Annotated in this window: 14 protein-coding genes and 2 pseudogenes; all 16 read right to left on the reverse strand. The window is 30.9% G+C overall.

Annotated elements, in window-relative coordinates; translation table 11 throughout:
* Positions 1 to 2: 2 nt before the first annotated feature.
* Positions 3 to 1,655: a MobQ family relaxase gene (gene mobQ, locus L6651_RS03315; protein ID WP_019132838.1), complete on the reverse strand. Its 1,653-nt coding sequence runs from the start codon at positions 1,653 to 1,655 to the stop codon at positions 3 to 5.
* Between the two features lie 247 nt (positions 1,656 to 1,902).
* Positions 1,903 to 2,232: a DUF3847 domain-containing protein gene (locus tag L6651_RS03320; protein ID WP_084916539.1), complete on the reverse strand. Its 330-nt coding sequence runs from the start codon at positions 2,230 to 2,232 to the stop codon at positions 1,903 to 1,905.
* A gap of 83 nt (positions 2,233 to 2,315) precedes the next feature.
* The gene (locus L6651_RS03325) at positions 2,316 to 2,732 is read right to left on the reverse strand and encodes a sigma factor-like helix-turn-helix DNA-binding protein (RefSeq protein WP_237036610.1); all 417 of its coding nucleotides are present in this window, start codon (positions 2,730 to 2,732) and stop codon (positions 2,316 to 2,318) included.
* Positions 2,733 to 2,987: 255 nt separating this feature from the next.
* Positions 2,988 to 4,730 (reverse strand): ABC transporter ATP-binding protein, encoded by a 1,743-nt coding sequence (locus L6651_RS03330; RefSeq protein ID WP_237036611.1) that lies wholly within the window; start codon positions 4,728 to 4,730, stop codon positions 2,988 to 2,990.
* A 1-nt stretch (position 4,731) separates the two neighbouring features.
* Complete coding sequence (locus tag L6651_RS03335) at positions 4,732 to 6,444, reverse strand: ABC transporter ATP-binding protein (protein WP_050198508.1); 1,713 nt, start codon at positions 6,442 to 6,444, stop codon at positions 4,732 to 4,734.
* Positions 6,445 to 6,447: 3 nt separating this feature from the next.
* Entirely contained in the window at positions 6,448 to 7,863 is a 1,416-nt protein-coding gene (locus tag L6651_RS03340; RefSeq protein ID WP_237036612.1) for an ABC transporter ATP-binding protein, read from the reverse strand.
* Positions 7,864 to 7,875: 12 nt separating this feature from the next.
* Complete coding sequence (locus tag L6651_RS03345) at positions 7,876 to 8,562, reverse strand: energy-coupling factor transporter transmembrane component T family protein (RefSeq protein WP_019117224.1); 687 nt, start codon at positions 8,560 to 8,562, stop codon at positions 7,876 to 7,878.
* Positions 8,563 to 9,156 (reverse strand): MptD family putative ECF transporter S component, encoded by a 594-nt coding sequence (locus L6651_RS03350; protein WP_001005732.1) that lies wholly within the window; start codon positions 9,154 to 9,156, stop codon positions 8,563 to 8,565.
* Between the two features lie 171 nt (positions 9,157 to 9,327).
* Positions 9,328 to 9,726 (reverse strand): hypothetical protein, encoded by a 399-nt coding sequence (locus L6651_RS03355; RefSeq protein WP_000184354.1) that lies wholly within the window; start codon positions 9,724 to 9,726, stop codon positions 9,328 to 9,330.
* 60 nt (positions 9,727 to 9,786) lie between these two features.
* Positions 9,787 to 9,939 (reverse strand): annotated as a pseudogene (locus tag L6651_RS09420) (TetR/AcrR family transcriptional regulator); the annotation flags it as partial.
* 100 nt (positions 9,940 to 10,039) lie between these two features.
* On the reverse strand, positions 10,040 to 11,866 hold the full coding sequence (locus tag L6651_RS03365) for a recombinase family protein (RefSeq protein WP_237036613.1): 1,827 nt from the start codon (positions 11,864 to 11,866) through the stop codon (positions 10,040 to 10,042).
* Between the two features lie 96 nt (positions 11,867 to 11,962).
* Positions 11,963 to 12,958: pseudogene (locus L6651_RS03370) on the reverse strand (type IV secretory system conjugative DNA transfer family protein); the annotation flags it as partial.
* Positions 12,951 to 13,685 (reverse strand): phage antirepressor KilAC domain-containing protein, encoded by a 735-nt coding sequence (locus L6651_RS03375; protein ID WP_237036615.1) that lies wholly within the window; start codon positions 13,683 to 13,685, stop codon positions 12,951 to 12,953. The pseudogene L6651_RS03370 and the gene L6651_RS03375, both read right to left, overlap by 8 nt.
* Complete coding sequence (locus tag L6651_RS03380) at positions 13,682 to 14,167, reverse strand: PcfB family protein (protein WP_000606600.1); 486 nt, start codon at positions 14,165 to 14,167, stop codon at positions 13,682 to 13,684. Before L6651_RS03380 ends, L6651_RS03375 begins: the two co-directional genes overlap by 4 nt.
* Positions 14,160 to 14,987, reverse strand: a complete 828-nt coding sequence (locus L6651_RS03385; RefSeq protein WP_237036616.1) for an ATP-binding protein — start codon at positions 14,985 to 14,987, stop codon at positions 14,160 to 14,162. The genes L6651_RS03380 and L6651_RS03385 overlap by 8 nt, the downstream gene beginning before the upstream one ends.
* On the reverse strand, positions 14,984 to 15,757 hold the full coding sequence (locus L6651_RS03390; RefSeq protein ID WP_237036617.1) for a replication initiator protein A: 774 nt from the start codon (positions 15,755 to 15,757) through the stop codon (positions 14,984 to 14,986). Before L6651_RS03390 ends, L6651_RS03385 begins: the two co-directional genes overlap by 4 nt.
* Positions 15,758 to 15,759: the final 2 nt, after the last annotated feature.

Consider the following 15,759-nt stretch of genomic DNA (forward strand, 5'->3'; position numbering starts at 1 on the left):
TTTTATCTTTCCTCCCCTTTATTTTTATAATTTTCTTTAGCCTTTTCTTTTGCTTTTTGTTTGTACTGACCCTTTCTTTCCTCTTGCTCTTGAAATTTTTTCAGTTGTGCAATTACACTTGGTTTATCTCCCCTCTTAATTGCCTTGTCTATCTCTATGGATAAATCTATTCCATACTCATCATTGACAATCTTTACTGCATATTTGATATGGTCTATCTGCTTAAATTCATCTTGTACTTTAGCTTTATCTTCCGTTAAACTTTGTATCTCATTTTCAAGACTTGATATTTCTTTTTGCCAATCACTCGACTTTATGGCTGATGTCCCGGTGATTTTTTCTATGGTCTTTCTTGCTCTTAGGTATCTGTCTATTTCTTTTTTATGGGAATTGTAAAAGCTGTCTTTGAATATGGTTTTGCTCTTGTATTCCTGATAGACCTCTTTGTTTTCTTTGATAGAGTCTATGCAGCTTACACATTGATTTAAGTCTTTTATTCTTTGTGTTTTACTCTGAATATCACCACTTATCTTTTTACTTTGCTTTGCCAGTTCAATGACTTTTTCTTGTAGGTCTGCTATGGTTTGAAGTTTATTATCTTTCAAATAGTAGATTGCTTTTACAAATCTCTTTAGGTCTGCATTCCCCTTTTTTATCTGTCCGTAGTAGGATAAATTTTTTGATTTTTCTCCCTGTATCTCGTTGTAGATAGAAATATATTCATAGAGGTTAAAGAGTTCCGCTTTATTCTCAAGTTCATCTTTCTTGGTCTGTTTATACTCATCGTATTTTGCTTGCAGATTTCCAAGTAAAGAGTCTATCCAATAGGTGATTTCTTTTATCTTGTTCTTGATGGCTTTTACTAAGGAATTATGCTTTTTGATTTCTCTGTTGATGTTTCCTTTGTCGGTTTCTATTCCTTTTTTCTCTAAGGCACTGGCACTTGCTCCTAAATGAATGGTTGGGATTTCTTCTATCCCTTGTCTTTTGTAGGAGCGATGATCCACTCTCTTTTCCTGATGATTTTTTTCTAAATACTGATTACAAAGGCTTGCAAAATTCTCTCTCCATTTCTCTGCGTTGCCTTTATCGTTCCAGTCCGTCAGCTCTACTTTTCTTGTTTTGTAGTTACCGCTTTTTAATTTTATCTTTTCTCCGTTTTCATCAAGAACATATTCTTTTTTGCTTTTTGCCTGCCACTCTCCTTTTTCATTGATTGGTCTAAGGGTAGTCATAATATGAGCATGGATATTGTTATTTTCTTCATCACTTTCATCATGGATTGCAAGGTCTGCTATCATTCCTTTTGACACAAAATTTTTTTGTATGAATTCGGTAATGAGTTTTTTATTTTCTTCAAAAGATAATTCTTTCGGTAAGGCGATAATGAAGTTTCTTGCAAGCTGTGCATTGCTTGCTTTCTCATTTAGTTCAATGCTATTCCATAAAGTAGTTCTATCTTTTAATGCTATGGGGACATTCTCCGGCAAGAAGATTTCTGAATGTAAAAGTCCTTTTTTATTATGATAGTCATGAACTTCTCCGTCCCATTCATTTTTGATTTTCTCACAAGAGATATATGCTGCACTTGCAACTGCTGATTTACTCTTACCTCTGCTTATCATAGAAATACTAAAGTGAAATGTTTCTGCCATCTGTATAAGCTCCTTTCATTTTTTTGTTTGTTTTCAGGTAAAGGAAAAAGCAGACAGGTTATTTTTTGTACCTTTTCCTATCTGCTTCATCAATACATTTTTATTAAGTTTTGGATTTTCAAAGACTTGCTAAAATCCCTTAGTTTTTCTAAGGGCGCAATTATACACCCTAAAGGGTGCTTTGCGTTCTGCGAAGCTTTTTGCCCTTGCAGGGAGCTTCTGAAAAAACTAAGGTTTTTTATTGTATCTACTCTATGTCTGCTTCATCTTCTGTATCTTTCCCATTTATCATTTCTTCATAGGCTTGTCTGTATTCTTCTGTATCAGTAGCAACTTTAAGTAATTCTTCTATCTCCTCATTGGTGAATATTAGAGGTTTTTTAATGACTCTTTCTACTATCAAGCCCCTTTGAATAAGCCTGTGATTTCTTCTTCTTCGTTCCTTTTCATTTGCCAGCTTTTCTAATTTCTTACCTTGATTTTGTAATTGCTTCAGCTTTATATCGCACTTTTCTCTTTCTTCCTGTAGTTCAGAAATTTGTCCATGTACTTCCTGTAATGTGTTTTCTTTCTTCATTTTTCATTCCTCCGTTTTAGTATTTATTTGTTTCTATAAAGAAAGGTTAAGCACCTTTTTTGACACTTAACCTTTCCAAGTTTTTAGATTTTATCTTCTAAAATCTTTCTCAGTTTTTCTAAAATTCTGTCCCTCCTCCCGCTGATTGCTTGATGTGTAACTTTCTCTCTTCTGCTGATTGACCTTAGGCTTTCTTCTTTGTAGAAGATGGCTTCCATTAGCTCTCGTTCTTCTTGTGTTAGAGTATTTAATGCTTTATGAAGTTCTTCAATTCGAATTTTTACTTCTACAATTTTTTCTAAGTCTATTTTTTCATCTATGATGTTATCTACAAAGTGTCCATCATTATCCAGTGCTGAAAATGGTATAACATTATGCTTCCAATCTTTTCTTTGGAGATATTTTTCATGCTCTGTTATCTTCCAGTAGGCTTTATAGACTTCTTCACTTACAGGTACGGCTTTTCCTTTGACATAAAGGAAATATTCTTTTTTGTCCATTGTGTAATCCTCCTTTTTATGCTCTCTGTTTTTGCTTTTTGAGAATAAAAAAGGAGGACTTCTACACTTTGGTGTAAATAGTCCTCCGAAAAGAAATGAATCTATCTTTTCTTTAGATATATTTAGTTGCTTGAGATAATAAGAAACTATAAGGCAAGAAGAATTTTTTGTTATTTCTTTCTTCTATATGAAAAGTCTTTTTCATCTTACTCCCCCGTTTCTTACATCTATCTAATATTCATATATCAAACCTTTCTAAACTACCCATTCTTCAGATTGTTTTCTGATTTCAATAAAATCCTTATATATTCCATGTTTAGATGCAAGTTCACTATGTGTTCCTACTTGTTTTATAACACCATCTTTTAAAACAACTATCTGATCAGCATTTTTTACAGTAGAAAGCTTGTGTGCAATTACAATAACAGTTTTGCCTTTTAATAAGTTTTTCAAAGCAATCAATAATTGTTTTTCATTTTCTGGATCTACGCTTGAAGTTGCCTCATCAAGAATTACAAATTTACTTGGCTTTAACATAGCTCTCGCAATAGATATTCTCTGGCGTTCACCTCCAGATAGGTTTGAACCCCCTTCTTGCAAAACAGTATCATAAGCTTGTGGCAATTTCATAATAAAATCATGGCACTGAGCTTTTTTGGCAATATCTATCATTTCTTCATCTGTTGCATTTGGATTACCAAACTTAATATTGTTTTTTATGGTATCATCAAAAAGATACACGTCTTGAAAAACAAAGCTAAAATTTGAAAGCAATTCATCATACTTGTACTGTTTAATATTTAGATTTCCAACTTTTACTTCGCCAGAATTTACATCCCAAAACCTCGCCATTAAATTGCAAAGTGTTGTTTTACCACTTCCTGAAAATCCAACAAGAGCAGTTGTTTTTCCATCTGGAACAAGCATACTTAGATTATTGAAAAGATTTTCTTTTCCATAAGAAAATGAAATATTGTTCATTGATATTTCTGCTTTATCTACTTCTGTCATTTCACCTTCTTCAATTACAGGCAAATTTCTTAAATTTATAACAGTATTAAGATTTCGTACAGCAACACCCTTAATACTCTGCATACTTCCTGCTAATTCAAATCCAGAAAAAACAACAAAACTCATAACAATTAATATAATAGCTTTAGTAACTTCAATATCCCCTGATAAATATCTTATGATAGAACTAAAAATTATCACACAAATACCAAGTTTAAATACTAACAAGAATAAAAACTGTGTTGGAACTAAAATTTTTTCTACAGCAAGGAAGCCTTTGCGACTTTTTGTAATACTTTCGTTTAGTTCCTTAACTGTATTTTTATCTTTTCCAAATGCTTTAGTTATTCCTATCCCATTTACATACTCAAGCATTTTTTCACTTAAATCCAATTTAAGTCCTAACAATCTCTCTGTTAGTTGATCTGTGCTTTTTTGTGTGAATAAGTTTACTAAGGTTCCAACAATCAAAGTCAACAATATAATTATAGCTGTTGCAAAATCATAAGGTAGTATGAAAATAACCATAATTAGTGTCTGTATTGTACCTACAAGCATTTGCTCAATAATAAAAACTCCTATTGTTTCAAGTTCACCTATAACAGTTGACAATGCTCCTGCTATATTCCCTAAAGAATTTGTGCTGAAATATCCCATGTTTACATTTTTTAAACGATCACCAATATATAATCTATTTTCTGCTCCTAAATTGTACGAAGCAATATATTTGTTTTTATCAGCCAGATATCCAAATATAATTTTTCCTACCACACTTATAGCTGCAATAATAAAAACAATATACACATCTTTAATTAAAATGCTTTGGTTCGTGAATATATTTTCACAAATTTTGGTCAAACATAATAGAATTGCACCTAAAGAAACTCCTTCAAATACTCCCTTAAATACATCAAAAATAAGCATTTTTGTTATTTTATTTGAATATGACCCTGACACCTCATATAAAGTTTTTATCAATTCTCTCACTTTATATCACCTCGATTTCTTTAGATTCTGTATATACATCCCACATTTTTTTGTATCTCCCATTTAACTCTAGTAATTGTTTATGAGTGCCTTCTTCAATTACTTCTCCATTATCCACCACAATTATTTTATTTGCATTTACAATTGTAGATAACCTGTGAGCTACCATAATCACTGTTTTATCTTTAATTAACTTATCAATAGACTGTTGAATAACTGATTCATTGTCAGGATCAGAATATGCTGTTGCTTCATCAAGTAGTACAATAGGACTATTCTTTAAAAAACACCTAGCTATTGCAATTCTTTGCTTTTCTCCTCCAGAAAGATTTGCTCCTCCCTTTCCTACAATAGTTTCATATCCATTTGGTAGGCTCTTTATAAAATTATAGCAACTCGCTTTTTCACAAGCCTCTTTAATTTCATCCATACTCGCATCTTCCTTCGCCATCTTTAAATTTTCTAATATTGTTTTATTAAAAAGAAAGTTTTCTTGCGACACATAGCTAACAAGCTCCATATTCTGTTTTAAAGGCAATTCGTTCAAATTTGTTTTTCCAATTAAAATTTCTCCATTAGAAACATTCCAAAATCCTGCGATTAGTTTTGTAATAGTAGACTTTCCACTACCTGAATTTCCAACGATTGCAGTTAACTCATTTTCATTTGCTTTAAACGAAATATTATTTAATACATTCTTTGACTCTTCATATGCAAATGTAACATCTTTAAACTCTACATCATAAGATTTTATATCTCTTACTTCTTCTCCTCTTTTTAAGTTAGGAATTTCCATTATTTTTTTTATTTCTTCAAATACAACTTTTATATTTGCTATTGTTTCCATATGACTCATAGCTTTTATTAATGGTTTATATGAAGCATATGATAGCAATATACACGTGATAAGAGTCCCTACTTCAACACTACCCTTCATAAAGAAATACAAGGAAGCTGGTAAAACGAATACCATAGTTGACGGGATAGTTTCCATAGTTGCTGTCATTGAAAAACAAACACTCAAATACCAATCAAGCATTGCGTTCTTATTTTCTTCAACAGTCTTTCTAAATTTCCCAAATGATGATGCTGATTTATTAAATGCTTTTATAACTTTAATACCATTTACATATTCAACCATTGTCGTATTCATAGCTTTAGCTGCTTCTTGGTATCTTTTAGATTTTTCTTCATAACCTCGCATCATTAACATTGAGAACAATAATCCCAATGGAATTGTAAGTAAATTTGCAATTCCTATTCTCCAGTCCATTATAAAAATTGTTATGATCAATACTATAGGAATGAATATATTAGCAATAACTTCTGGAATCACATGAGCAATCGGTTTTTCCATTTTATCAAGTGTTTCCACCATAAATTGAGACCACTGTCCGCTGCTCTTTCTTTCAACTTCTCCCATAGAAATTTTACTTAATTTGTCAGCTAATAACTTTCTTTTATCTTCAATAATCCTGTAGGCAAGATTATGAGAAATAATAGTAGATATTTCATGAAATAATATACTTGCCAAAAATCCCAGAAATACAGCAAAAATATATGGATAATAATTATTTAAATTTGTATTTTTTGCAACCAAGTTATTAATAATGGCTGCTACAGAAAAATAAGGTATTACACCAAATCCTACTCCTATTATCGCAATGAATACAGCTGCGAAAATCTTGCTTTTATGTCCCTTTAAGATATCCATCTTTTACCTTCTTTCATAAAATCTTTTTATTCTGCCATCGCAAATTTCCAATAATTTATTACATGTACTATCAATCAATTCATTATCATGCGTAACAATAAATATAATTTTATTATTTGAAAATTCTTTAATGACTTTGCTTATTTCGAGCATATTTGTATAATCAAGTCCACTCGTTGGTTCGTCCAAAATAATAATTTCTCTATTCATTAACATCCCCAATGCTACAGAAAGTCTCTGCATTTGACCTCCTGATAAGCACATAGGATGACGATTATCTAATTTTTTAAGATCTAATTTTTCTAGAATATTATCTATTTGCTTTTCATCTATTTTAGAATCAAATAAACTAAATTCATCTCTTACAGATTCCGAAAAAAACTGATGAATTACATCTTGCATAACCATATAACAAAGTTTTCTTCGTTTTTTATATTTTATGGGACTTCCTTTATAGCTTATTTTTCCTTCGTTTTCTTTCAACAGTCCACACAAAATTCTCATTAATGTTGTTTTTCCTTGACCATTTTTACCTGTTATTGCAATAATATCTCCCTTGTTTCCGGAAATATTTATCTTATCTAAAATTTTTTGTTTCTTATTTTCATATTCTAAATTTGAAACTACAAAGTCATCAGATTCACAAAATGTTACAGGATTTGCAAAATCATCATTTTTCTTTCTTACAAAAGTTCTAAGTCCTAGTTTCTTTCGTGAGTCATCACTAATTGAAGAAAATTCCACATTTGAAAAAACATATTTTATTTTTCCGTCTTGTAAATAAATAGCTCTATCAATTAAATCCATTAAATAATAGAGTCTATGTTCAGAAATAATAATTGTCTTGCCCTGAGTTTTAAGATTTATAAGCATCTCTCTTATTCTTTCAATGCCATACTCATCAATATTTGCAGAAGGTTCATCAAACACATATACATCTGGATTGGTAGCATAAATAGATGCAATAGCAAGTAATTGCTTTTCTCCACCTGACATCATAAAAATATTTCTGTTTTTTAATCTTTCAATTCCCAAATCACGTACCACTTTAAAAACTTGTCTTTTTATTTTATCAGGGTTTTCACCTAAATTTTCTAATCCAAATGTTAGTTCACTATCTGAATCTAAATTAAAAAACTGTGTTTTGGGGTTTTGAAAAATTGTTCCCACTTTTTCAGAAATTTCATATATCTTCATTTGTTTTGTGTTTATCCCATTTATAAAAATATTTCCTAATAAATTTCCCTCTAAAAAATGAGGAATCAATCCATTGATTAATTTTGTTATAGTTGTTTTCCCAGAACCAGATTTTCCGCATAATAAGATAACTTCTCCTTGATTAATCTTTATTGAAATTTTCTTTAACTGATCTTCTAAGCTTCTCTTATAGGAATATGAAGCTTCATTTATATTAATCATGTTTCGTACCTCTTATAAAAATAACTTGAACTTTACATTAAAGAACATCAGAATACATAATAGAATAATTATTAGATCCCAAATGTTAAATCCTGCATTATCCATAAAAGTCTTTCTTGCAGGATTTTCTATCCCTCTTACTGTAATAGCTTGAGCTAATTCATCTGCGGTATTAGAAGCTGTAACTATTAAAGATATTAGTCCTAATTGTATCTTTTTAAATCCAGTCACGCCTCTTATTTTTATTGCATCTGAGATTAATATTTTTTCTTCTCTTAAAGATGGAAAATATCTGATGCCTATTGCTAGGGAAATAATTAGGCTTTTTGGAAAATGCATCATTTTTAAGGCATACATAATATTTCGTATAGGATTAGTTTTTACAAGAATTTGACCAACTAAAAAAATCGGTATTAACTTAGGAGCATGAATCACCAATAATCCAAAATGTGCTGATATGACATCTGGTAGAATCGGCAAAACAAAATATTTCAATCCCTGTAATAATACAAACATAGATAATGCCTTTAAAGATATTTTAACAAGTCCCATAAATAACGCTATAATAGCAACCATTAAAAGAATAAAAAAATCTAATTTTAAGCTATTATTTGCAAAGCTAATAATACTAACTGAAATCAAAAAAATGATTTCAGTTAGTGGATTTAGCTTTATAATGCCTCTTACAATACCCTCCATTTACATAATTCCAGCTTTTTCAAAACGTTTTTTGAACATTGCTTTACCTATATATGCACCAATGACTCCTCCAATAAATGCAGTAATGATCATCCCGATAAGTGTTGGAATTGAAATTAAAGTTTGTAATTTATTTACATATTCTGGACTCATTCCCATTTTAATAATAGATTTCATATAAGATTCTTGGAACAACCACATAGGCAATGGTGAGCCAATCAACCCAATGCAAATCAATCCTGAAGATACTATTACGCTTTTTTGACTTTTATATCCCAAAATTTTTCTAGTAATTTCTGCTAAAACCCCTGCAATAACGCAAGTTATGACAATTGTAAAAGTGCATTCTCCTATAGCAAAATATATAATCCCTGTAATTGCTATCAAAAGTAAAGCCGTTCCTGGTTTTGGCACCTTAGAGACCAACAACATGTAAATAAAATTACATATTATGCCTGTCATTGCTGGCCATAATAACCAAAGTATCGGAGAAAACACAGGAATAAACATTACCGCCATTGATAACGCCATGTATATCACCGAAAAAATACCGATGTTAACTAAATCTTTTGTTTTTAATTTTCTTTCATTCATTTGAATACCTCCATTTAAATTTTTATATTTATTTACCAGTTGCAATATGATTGATTCAAAATAATCTTTACTGGTAAATTTTTCTTATTATTGTTTACTTTCCATAAAACGCAGAAAATCGGGATTAACCCGATTTCAAAATTTATTATTTTTTAATTTTATATTATGTTTTCATTTAATAATCCTCCTCCAACCAAAATTCATTGCTGCCTCCATCATATCGATAAAATTTAAGGCTTCATTATATGGATACCTATGTGTGATTACCTCAAATAAAGGCGTACATGCCATTGTATAAAGAACATGAAGTTCATCATCATTCAAATCATTTACTTCAATCTTTTTTTCTTTAAGAATCTCAATTAATTTCTTAGCGCCCTGCACTTCAAGATTCACTAAATCATGACGAATTGATTCAAATTCCGTACCCTGAGAACAGTTAAACAGAAGATTAACTATAGGATCGTTTTGGTAAATAAATTCCAATAATTCCCTATTACTATCATCAGATTTTTCTCCAAAAGCTTGTAAACCATTTACTTTAATTTCTTCAATCGCTTGATTTGTCAATTCTTTACTTCTTCTGTATAAGTGATTAAGTATAGGACTTACAAGTACTTTAAAAATATCTTCTTTAGATTTAAAATGCTTATATATTGCACCAGGCGTAATTCCTGCATTTTTAGCAATAGTGCGAATAGAAGCCTCTTCGAATCCATGCTCTGTAAACTCGCTTTTTGCACTTTTTAATATTTTCTCTATTGTAACATCTTTGTCTCTCAGTAAGTTTCACCTCCCAAATTAAGATAACACCGTTTACTATATTTTAGCATAATCTAACCTCAAAGTCAATCCACAATATTCTACTGAAAATCTCTTGCCTTTACTGAAAATCTCTTGCCGGTATCCCCTCTCTTTTCAAAACCTTTAATTTCTCTTGTTTCTTCTGCTCCCTTCTTGCCTTATATTTATCCTCATACTCTTTCTGTTTTCCGCTTGCTTTTCGTTTCAGGTAATTTTGATGTAGCTTGTCTTTTCTTTCTTCGATTTTTCTTTCTTCTTCCTCAAGTTTTTGTTTTTCTTCATCACTTAACTCCGCCTGTGGCAGTTCATAATTGCCTATGAAATTAAAGTAAATTTCTATCTTTTGCTTTGATGTCTGACTTCCTTTTCTATCTCTTTCATGTACGATAATCTTTTCTACAAACTCATTTATCATTGTAGTTGTAAGTTCATCAAAGTTTTCATAACGACTGATAAGAGATATAAATTTTTTAGCTCTGTCTGTTTCTTTTTCATATCTTGATACCTGCTGCTCCAAATCCTTAATTTCTTTACTTAAAGTTATCTGCTCCGTTTCATATTGGTTATTTAGCATTTCATATCTGCTATTTGGTATTTTGTTAAGGATCATATCTTCATAGATACGACACATCAGTCTTTCTAATTCCTGTAATCTTCCTTTGCTGTCAATAAGCCTTGTGTATTTCTTTTCTATCTCTATTTTTTCCTTTTCTTCCATTTCATTTTGAATGGAACGGATAAAGGCTTCATTATCTTCATAAAGGTATTTTTTAATATCTTTTAGTGTTTCCCTAATAAGATTTAAGACTACTTCTGCTTTTATTCTGTGTGCTGATGGACAAAGTGTGCCACAAGGTGTTTTGGTATAGGCACTGCAAGTGTAATAGGGAATATTCTTATAATTGCTTGTTCTATGAACATACATCTTGCTCCCACAATCCGCACAATACATCAATCCTGTTAGTGGGTGATATTCGCCCCAACCATCAGGATACCTTTTTACATTTCCTCTTATCCTTTGCACATTATCAAAGGTTTCTTGGTCTATGATTGGCTCGTGTGTATTTTCAAAAATAAGCCAGTTATCCTCGGATACATATTTGCTTTTCTTGTCCTTGAAGTGCTTTCTGGTTTTGAAATTGACTGTATGCCCCAAGTATTCTTGTTTCTTTAAAATGCTTGCTATAGTTGAACTGCACCAACGATAGGGATGTTCAAAGTTTTTGCTTTGATATAGTCCATAGCCTAATTTCTGTTGATGATAGGCGGGTATATCTACTTTTTCACTCTCCAATATCTTTGCTATTCGATACGGACCATTGCCTTGCATGGTCAGGTTAAATATTCGCCTTACTATCTCTGCTGCTTTTTCATCTACTATCCATTTGTTTTTATCTTTTTCATCTTTGATATAGCCATAAGGCGGTGTACTTGCAGTATGTTTCCCACTTTCGCCTTTTGACCTGAAAGTCGATTGGATTTTTCTTGATGTATCTCTTGCATACCATTCGTTCATGATATTTCTAAAAGGGGTAAAATCATCTTCTCTGTAAAAACTATCTACATTGTCATTGATAGCGATTAGTCTTACGCCCTTTTGTCTTAGTATCTCCATACATTGACCGACTTTGAGATAATCTCTGCCAAGTCTGCTCATATCTTTTACGATGATACAACCGATATTTCCTTGATTGACTCCGTTCATCATTGCCATAAATCCCGGTCTGTCAAACTGCGTTCCACTGATTCCATCATCTGTAAAGTGAATGATGTTTGACAAATTATTTTTGCTTGCGTATTCTTCCAATATTTTTTTCTGATTGATGATAGAGTTACTCTCTCCTTGCAGTTCATCATCACGACTTAATCTCTCATAGAGTGCTGTTATCTTTTCAAAATTCCTCATTTTTACCCCCTTTCTCTTAATTTTTCAATAAAAAAAGAATTAAGAAGTACATATTTCACTAAAATAGTGATTAAGTGTTCTCCTTAATTCTATTACTCCTGCTGCCAGTTTATATTTCTTATATTGCTTAACTGCAAAATGACTTGGGTCTTTCTTTTCAAGAGCCTCAAAAAGCCTATCAATTGGGTTCATATAGGTTTCATCATCTTCTCTAACTTCACTTGCGTCAATCATATCTAAGAGTGTTTTAAAATTCTTTTCTTCTTCAGGTGCTTCATAATATATATAACCGATAAGGGCAGTGTAATATAGCTTCTCAGCCTTTACCCAAAAATCTTCTCCTGCCTTTTCTCCATCTCCCTTTGTATTAGCAATTATAGTTTGAACAAGTTTTAAAATATCTTTTTCTGATCGAAGATAAGCAAAGGGATTGTATTTCATAGATTTTTTAAAGTTTATTGTATTTAATATCTTTATATCATATCCATTTTCATAGAGCATTTTTCCACACTCTAACACAAGTGTGCCTTTAGGATCTGTTACTACATAGGAAGAGTGCATTTGCATTAGATTTGGCTTTACATAAAATCTTGTTTTACCTGATCCAGAACCACCTATTACTAATACATTTTTATTTCTGGCGTATTTAGGGTTTTTAGGTCTTGAGTTCATTGTTAGTCTTTCGGTATTAGTTATAAGAACATTGTTTTCAAACTTAGGGTCAATGTATGGAGCAATATCCTTGCTTTCTCCCCATCTTGCAGATCCATATTCCTTGCCTTGCCTATATTTCTTTTTATTTTTGCCTTTGCTATATACTATTAGCTTAACAAGACCAGCAACTGAAATACCTACTAACAAGTCCCTTGGATTAAGGCTTAGTATATAGGATAAAGTTCCTATATCAGAAATTCCCACCATTATTCTATCAATAATATCTCCTCCTACATAAGAGTTTATGTGCTTAGAAAAGATATTTCCAATGTAGAAAAATGATAGATAAGGAATGTTTGCTAATATAAATTTCTTTGGGTTGTCTATTTTAATTAAGTTTTTAATATCAGAAAGAATAGATTCTAATACCTTATTCATCGTAGAAACCTTCACTATCTAATAAAATTAGTAGGTAGTGTCTTCCCTTTGGTGTTATAAATGTTTGTATTCCTACAAGTGTACCTAGTGGATCAACCCATTCTTTTACTTCAAAATATCCCTTGTTCTTATCTGCATAAGGTAAGAGTTTCTTTTTCTTATCTCTGTAAATTAATCCCTTATCCATTAGAAAACTTATAAACTGATTTTGTGGTATTCCTAACTCTTTGGCAGTATTTCTAAAGTTTGTAAGTAGGTTGTAATCTACTAATTTGTCATAATAATCTGCCTTTGGTCTTAATTCTTCAATTTCTTCTTCTCTTTCAGCAATAATTCTATTGGCTACAAGAATTGCATCTGCAAATAGCTCTTCGTTAGTTTTCTTTTCTTGCCCTACTATATATCCTCCGTTTTTTCTAATACTTGGTAAGACTTCTCTAGTTACCCAAGCTTTAAATATTTTTGCTTGTGGCAGTTTTGATGAGAGGATAAGTGAATACAGTCCTGATTCGTTAATTATTGAAATATTCTGTATTCCTCCAGGGGTGTTCCATTTCGTTACACCCTTATCTTCTTCATCTACATGGTCATAAATAGCTTTTCTTGGATTGACGTATCCCAACATCGTTGCTACTTCATTTGCTATAAAGAAAAACTCACCGTCTTTTTCTATAACAGTGAGTTTCCCAAAATTCTTATTTTCAAATGTTTTTAAATTACTTATCATAAGCTTTGCTCCTTATGTTTATTTTTAACTTTATCTTTGCTAATGGTATCCTTAGCCATATCTTTAAACTTATTTATAGTCTTCGTTATTGAATCTTTTCTATCTGCCTTTCTTTCAGAAGCCTTTACTGCTTTTTTAAAAGCGTGTTCCATTACCTTTATATCCTTAGATTGAAAAAACACAGAGTGGTTGCCAGTTTCCTTATCTTTCATAACAGAAAACTTCACTCCGTGTTTATTTAAAATTTTCTTTAGTTCTTTTAACTCAGGATCTTTTAGATTAATTTCTTCTAACTGTCCCTTTTTAACCATATCTTTTAGTTTTACTTCTTCTCCATTGTTTTTTATTACATTTTTCAAGCCTCCTTGTTCTTCTATTTGCTTGTGTACTTTCTTTAAGGCATCAAGAATTGCTTTACTTGTTGCTTTTGCAAGTCTTACTTCAAGATTAAGACTTGACCTTGATACTTCTTCATTAATCATCTATTCCACCTCCATATAAAAGTAACTCTTTGTATTTTCTTAACTTCTCTTGATGGATTTTTCTTCTAAAATCTTCTCCCGTAACTTTAACTGGTATTGTCATTTCAAGTATTCTTGAATATATCCTTTGATACTCAAGGTCAATATTAGGATTTTGAATAATTTCCAATGATAAGTTTGTAGTAAAAATTGTCGGCTTACCCTTTAAGTATCTTGAGTTTATAATGTTATATACTTGTTCTCTTGCATAAGATGTATCTCTTTCAATTCCAAGGTCATCTAGGATTAACAAAGGAATATTAGAGAGGTTACTTATTATTTCATTTGAATCAACCCTAAATGCAGATTTTTGTATTTGGTTTATAACTTGAGATAAATTCATAATTTTAACTTTAACTTGTTCTCTTTTGATTAATTCATTTGCAATAGAACAAGCAAGATAAGTCTTTCCACTGCCAACATCTCCATAAAATAAAAGTCCAACATTGTCTTCCTTCATTTGTTCAAAATTTTTAGCATAATTATAAGCAACCTTGTAAGCTTGACCTTTTTCATTTAAGAATCTCTCAAAAGTATATTGGTGTTGGTTTGGCGATGAAAAACAATCGCTTTTTAGCGATGATATTCTCGTTAACATTTCTCTTTCTGCATTTTCCTTATCTATTTTTATTTCACATTCACATTTAATTCTTGGAATAAACTTTGTAAAGCCAAGGTCAAGTAATTCTCCATCGACTCTTTTACCACATACCTTGCAATAAATATGTCCATTTCTTTCAATATCATTTTCTCTTAATACAAAATCTTTTAAGTTCTTCATAAACTCTCTCCTATATCGTAATTCATTTTTCTTGTTGAATTGTCATTAATATTTTTCGCCTGATCATTAAGATACCAATTGATTATCGTTGCCTTGTGGTCTTGATATTCTCTGTTATTTGCTTTCATATATGACGACAACCTATCAATGTATTCATTAATTCTACTTCCTAACTCATTTGTTAAGTCCTTATATTCTTCATCAGTCAAAAATATATTTTTATATATTCCATAAGGCTTTTGTCCCTTACTAAAATCATTCTTTCTTAACTCATTATTATTAATATTGTTATAGTTACTTTCCGATTTTCGAAAATCTTGACTTTCGATATTCGAATCTCTTGAATTTCGATTATCGAACTTCTGGAATTTTGTTTTTCGAACTTCTTGATTTTTTAATTCCATATTATTAAATATGCTCATAAAGTCTTTAACATAAATTCTGTTAGGCTTTCCAAGTCCTTGTCTTTTCTTCTCAATAAGTCCTATTCCTGTTTTAATATCAAGTTCAGCTATTAATTTATTTGCTTTTTCACTTGCACAATTAAATTGAACTTTTATACTTTCAATTGTGTAATAAATAAAGACTTTTCCATCTTCATCTATCCAGCCATTTTTATATGAAAGACCCATTCGATTAAGCATATATGAATACAAAACTTTTGCTTCAATAGAAATGCTCTCAAAAACTTCATCTTCCATTAATACCATAGGTAACCTAATGAAGTTATACATCTCAGATTGCCTATTATAAAAATAATCAAAATTCATCC

The sequence above is a fragment of the Mediannikoviicoccus vaginalis genome (genome assembly GCF_928097925.1).
GTDB lineage: Bacteria > Bacillota > Clostridia > Tissierellales > Peptoniphilaceae > Mediannikoviicoccus > Mediannikoviicoccus vaginalis.